The 4,825-nt window shown below is 47.9% G+C and carries 2 protein-coding genes; both read right to left on the bottom strand.

Annotation, left to right across the window (positions count from 1 at the left end; genetic code table 11):
- Positions 1 to 624 (bottom strand): PEP/pyruvate-binding domain-containing protein (locus tag KDK19_RS02220; RefSeq protein ID WP_257291259.1); only part of this gene is annotated, 624 nt, incomplete at its 3' end.
- A gap of 314 nt (positions 625 to 938) precedes the next feature.
- Complete coding sequence (locus KDK19_RS02225; protein WP_257291260.1) at positions 939 to 4,586, bottom strand: DUF4116 domain-containing protein; 3,648 nt, start codon at positions 4,584 to 4,586, stop codon at positions 939 to 941.
- Positions 4,587 to 4,825 lie beyond the last annotated feature (239 nt).

Here is a 4,825-nt window from a genome sequence, read left to right on the forward strand (position 1 = left end):
ATCGCCGTAGTTGTCTTCGTTGATGCCGGAACTGCGGACAATCACCGGCTGTGATGTAGAGAGCTGACGGCGCAGCTCCCTGATTTGTTGGGCCGCCTCAGAATCTTTAACCTGTTCGTAATAGTCATCACTGGCAACAAATTGTGCCAGCTCCGCCAGCCAGCTATCCCTCTTGGCTTGATCTGAAGGCGGCAAACCATTGAGGTATTCCCGTATGTTCGCCAGGCTGGTCTCTGACCCCGGTTCAAGGACGATCCAGGGAAGGCAGCGTTCTGAACGACGGGTATCCAAAAGATGTTGTTCAAGCGCATTCATGACTTGAGCAGTAACACATTCGAAGGGTGGAACAAGCAGACCGGCTTTCTTCATGCGCTGCAAAAACATGCCCTTGCCGCCAAGTTGTTCCCGGTTGGCAGGACAACAATCTGCAGCCTGTGCCAAAACGGGTGAACGGCAGGTGCGACCGTCTATCGGCGTTCGGTCGGGTACGCCACCGGGATCAGGCTCACTGAAATACCTTTTGGGTGAACTATTAGCCCCTTCGAATGGACTGCCAGCCCTCTCATTGGAATCAGTTGTCAGGCTTTGAGGATTTGATATGTCAAAAGTAGTATCAGGTAACATCAGGATATCCCTCCCATGTTATTATTCATCCATGATTTAATTGCTAACGCATAAAGCAATCACTTCCTTTTGACAATGAAGTTTTTATAAAGTTCAGTCGACAGTCTGAAGCACGCAACAGGCAAAACGAAAGATAATTAAATCACAGGGACTTCCTTGTCTTTTTTTTGCATCGAACTCACGTTGAAAAAGAAAATCCGCAATGGTATGACGAACTCATGCTTAGCGACCATATTGATGCCAGCCAGAAGAGGTTTTAAGAGGCTTTGCCAGTGAATTCAAGCTTTGTCTCGAAATTGTCCCCTACAGAGAGATCAGACTTTATTCGCAGATTTCCTGACGTATTGACGAACTTCAGAGTTTCTTTGTCTTGCTGCCTCAATCAAAGTTTCATCATGTTTAAGCCCGGGAGCAACATGTTCGAAAGCACGGGGATTTTGTTTAATTAACTCCAGCATATATTCGCGATCATTCAATACTATTTCACTGGCACAATTCAAGTTATCAATATCATCATCGATTACCATTTGAATAATGTTTTTATCGCTTCGGAGTCTTTCACTTGCATACTCAAGAGCTCTTGGATAATGAGCGATAGCGAACTTTACAATCTCTTCATTATCCTTAATTTTCGGGCCGGCATACATCAGAAAAACGCCACATTGGGTGATTGCGGTCAAGGCAACCTCTTCATCATCTTTCAATTCTTCACTCGCATATTTAAGGTTTATTGGACGTGCTGCAATGAAAGGTAATACAAAGTCTTTATCATTTAGAACCCGTTGGCTGCCATATTCCAGTCCATGCTTTAGCAAGGATTTTTTGATCTTTTCTTTATTTTCCGAAAGCGACTGCTCCGGAGGAACATCAAAACTTAGCCTGTAACTGTACGATGATGGTTTTACAACATAGCATTGACCTCTCAAATCGAGATAAACATCCTCAACCAATGGAGTAGCGTTTTTGGCATCCAAGAATAACAGATGATGTAAAAGATCCCTGCGGGTTTCCTCAGCAATCTCATTGCTCATTAATATCTCCCGAAAACTGCCCACCGATTTACCACGGCACTCTGCTAACCGCTGAGCACAATTAACAAACTGTTTGTGGTTGGGTAATAACTTGAAACAATCAGGAGTGGAGTCGATATTCTTCTTATAATACATTGAGAAAAGACAATGTTGAAAGGCAAACCTGTAAGCCTCTGTCGCAATATCACCATTAAGACGTTGCGTGAGCAAGCTAAAGTTCCATTGATCTCCTTCAAAAACGGCAATCCTATCCATGTAAGAATCCAGATTATACATGGCACTTAACGCAGTTATCAGTTTTGCAAAGGCTTCCTGCATGGTTTCAGTGGTTGACATTCGAGGGCACTCGACGAGAATCTCTCCCGCAACCGCGTTGAAACTCACTTTCATGCTATCAGAATTTTTATCCAGTTCGAGTGCTCTCAGTAACTGCACCAGAAACCACATACGCTTTAACTTGCCTTTTCTATCAATACCATCAGATATATAAAACTGGTCAGAGAATTTCAGGCGTAAGGTTCGTTCTTTCCCCCCCTCTGCGCATTCAAGTAACTCGATAAGGCAAACATGACTGCCAAGCTTCAGGTTAACAATCAAGACATCATCCATGATGACGACAGTTCCTGAACACCCTAACTCTGCGATTGATACTTTGCAGGACGGCCTCAATAGCGGCGCCTTTTCAATTGGGTTACTCAGGGCCGTGCAATCGACATAGGTGATGTGCTTTTCCGAAGATATGCTACCCTGACCAGAAGCCAGAGTAAGCGGCGCCAGTGCGTTTACAAAACGCTGATGGAGGGCAAAAATCAGCTCATGGACACTACGGACCTGCTCAGCTTCCCCGGGTTTGAGCGCCTGAAGAGAGGATTGCAGCTCGCGGCAGGCGGCCAGCCACCCACGAAATGATACCCGCCCTTCTTTACCGACTTGCAGTGGCTGGATGATACACTCTAACCCTGATCGGATGGTCTGCTTCAGTGTCCCAAACCGGTTGATCAATGGCGGTAATTCATCCAGCATTGGCTGGATCTGGGGTACAGAGTTATTATCAGCCAGCCGCAAGTATGCCCCGTACCCATCCAGTAGTGCTTCAGCTCCATGAACCAGCCGATTTACGCTGTCCCTGATCTCTGCCAGTAACTCTGAACGCTGCGGCGACATGCTCAGTTTTATCGGGCTTGTCAGACAATCCAGTCCACCACCGGGTGTAAACAATGCCAACAGGCGGGCATTTTGATCGTTGAGCCACTGAAAACCGCTGGCGACCAGGCAGAATGTCTCTTCAGGGAGAGACAAATCATCCCGTGAAGGGACGGCTTTTACTAACGGAACATCAGAAAAAGCAGGAGACAGGCTTGTGTGACTGGCCAGTTTTTCGGTAAGGTCGCCGACAACAATAAAGGCACCGGGCTTGCCGTTAAAGCGAGCACAGGCCAACGTCACCTGTTGTCCATCCTGAGCGGCCACAGCCTCATACTTTTTACCGGCTAGCATCAGGGTCTTTCCTTCCTGTTTCATAAGAATCGCGACATGATCATTGAATCCGGCTTCGGCCAGGACAAACCCCCCTGCCCGCTCAAGGAACTCAGGCTCAAGCATCCACTCTTCAGCGTGGTGGGCCACGACAATGGCTCCCTGTGGTATAGAGCCTGCCTTTTGTTTTTTGGCCGGCCAGACGAGTCCGGTGCAATAGCCTTCGCTGATGGCTTCGCCAATGGCCAGACTGTCTTCGGGCATGGACATGGCAAAATCCATACCGCCAGAGAGTCGGGTTATGGGGCGCACCTGCAACACGAACAGGCAACCCTGATGATCGATGGCAAACTCCACATCCACGGGGCAGAGCAAGAGGTCTTCCAGCTTTGTCACCACCTTCCTGAGTTCTGAAACCGTGTTATCACTGAGTTTTTGCCCACCGTCGTCTGATTGAGCATCCGCATCATCAATTCTTGTTTCAGAATAACCGTTATTATCCTTGTTTTTGCGAAGGATGAAGCAGCTTGAAACCGTCCCGGGAAAGTATTGAGAGCTGTCAGCGCCTTTTTTACGAAAAATATCAATACGGTGGGGCATGTTACCGGACTGACCTGCCACTGCGCCTCTGGGCTGACCGGGTGTGTACTCAACCCTGATGGTATCATCCTGAAAAGACTGAAAGCTCATGACGACCCCACCATATTGGCAGTCGATGCACTGCTGCATGATCAGTGCCATGGGTGGTGGTATAACTCCGGGACAGACTTCAGGCCGGTAACCTGAGGCCATGACCTTAAGGCAGGTCAGCAAAACATCGTCTTCTTCCTGAACTACAGAGAGGTATTTGCCTGCCTGGGCATCACCGTAGTTATCTTCATTGATACCAGAACTGCGGACAATCACTGGCTGTGATCTGGTCATTTCGTCCAGCTGACAGCGCAGCCCCCTGATGAGTCGGGCCGCTTCAGACTCTTTAACCTGTTCGTAAAAGTCACTACTGGCAACAAATTGCGCGATACCTGCCAACCATTTACCCTTTTCGCTTTGCTCTGAAGGAGGCAATGTATTCAGATATTCCCGAATGTTCGTCAGGCTGCTCTCTGCCGCTGACCCAGTGGCAACCTCGGGGAGATAGGGGGCTAAACAACGAATATCCAGAGGGTGTTGTTCAAGATCATGCATTACCTGAGCTGTTACACATTGGAACGGTGGGACAGGCAGTCCTGATGCCTGCATGCGCCGCAAAAACATCCCCTTGCCCCCAAGTTGTTCCCGGATGGGGGGAGAGTTTAAACGGCAGCTGCGCTTGGCCAGTAGCCTTGGATCGTTTGAAAAGCCACTGGTTTCAAGACAACTCAAATACCTTTTGGGTGAAAGGTCAGCCCCGGTATTCTTATCCAAATGAATGGTCCGGGGTTGATAATCCAATTTTTCAGACCGAGTAGGTAACATCAAGATATCTCTCTAACTTTAGTATTCATCCACGATTGAATAGCTGGTGCCTGAGTTTTTAATGATCGACCGGCCAGCAGGTCGTCAATAAACTGCTGTCTTTTGACCATGATGTTTTTATAAAGTTCACTCGTCAGCCTGAAGAACGCAATAGAAAGAACAGCAATAAGCTGGCAACACGGTTTGCACTAGCAGCCTGTCGGACTTAAGCGTCCGTAGCGAGGATTGCAAGAAATTGA

Source organism: Endozoicomonas sp. ONNA1, from assembly GCF_024606325.1.
GTDB lineage: Bacteria > Pseudomonadota > Gammaproteobacteria > Pseudomonadales > Endozoicomonadaceae > Endozoicomonas_A.

Coding starts and splice junctions, on each gene's coding strand:
- KDK19_RS02225 (WP_257291260.1), bottom strand. CDS start 4,586: ATGTTACCTACTCGGTCTGAAAAATTGGATTATCAACCCCGGACCATT.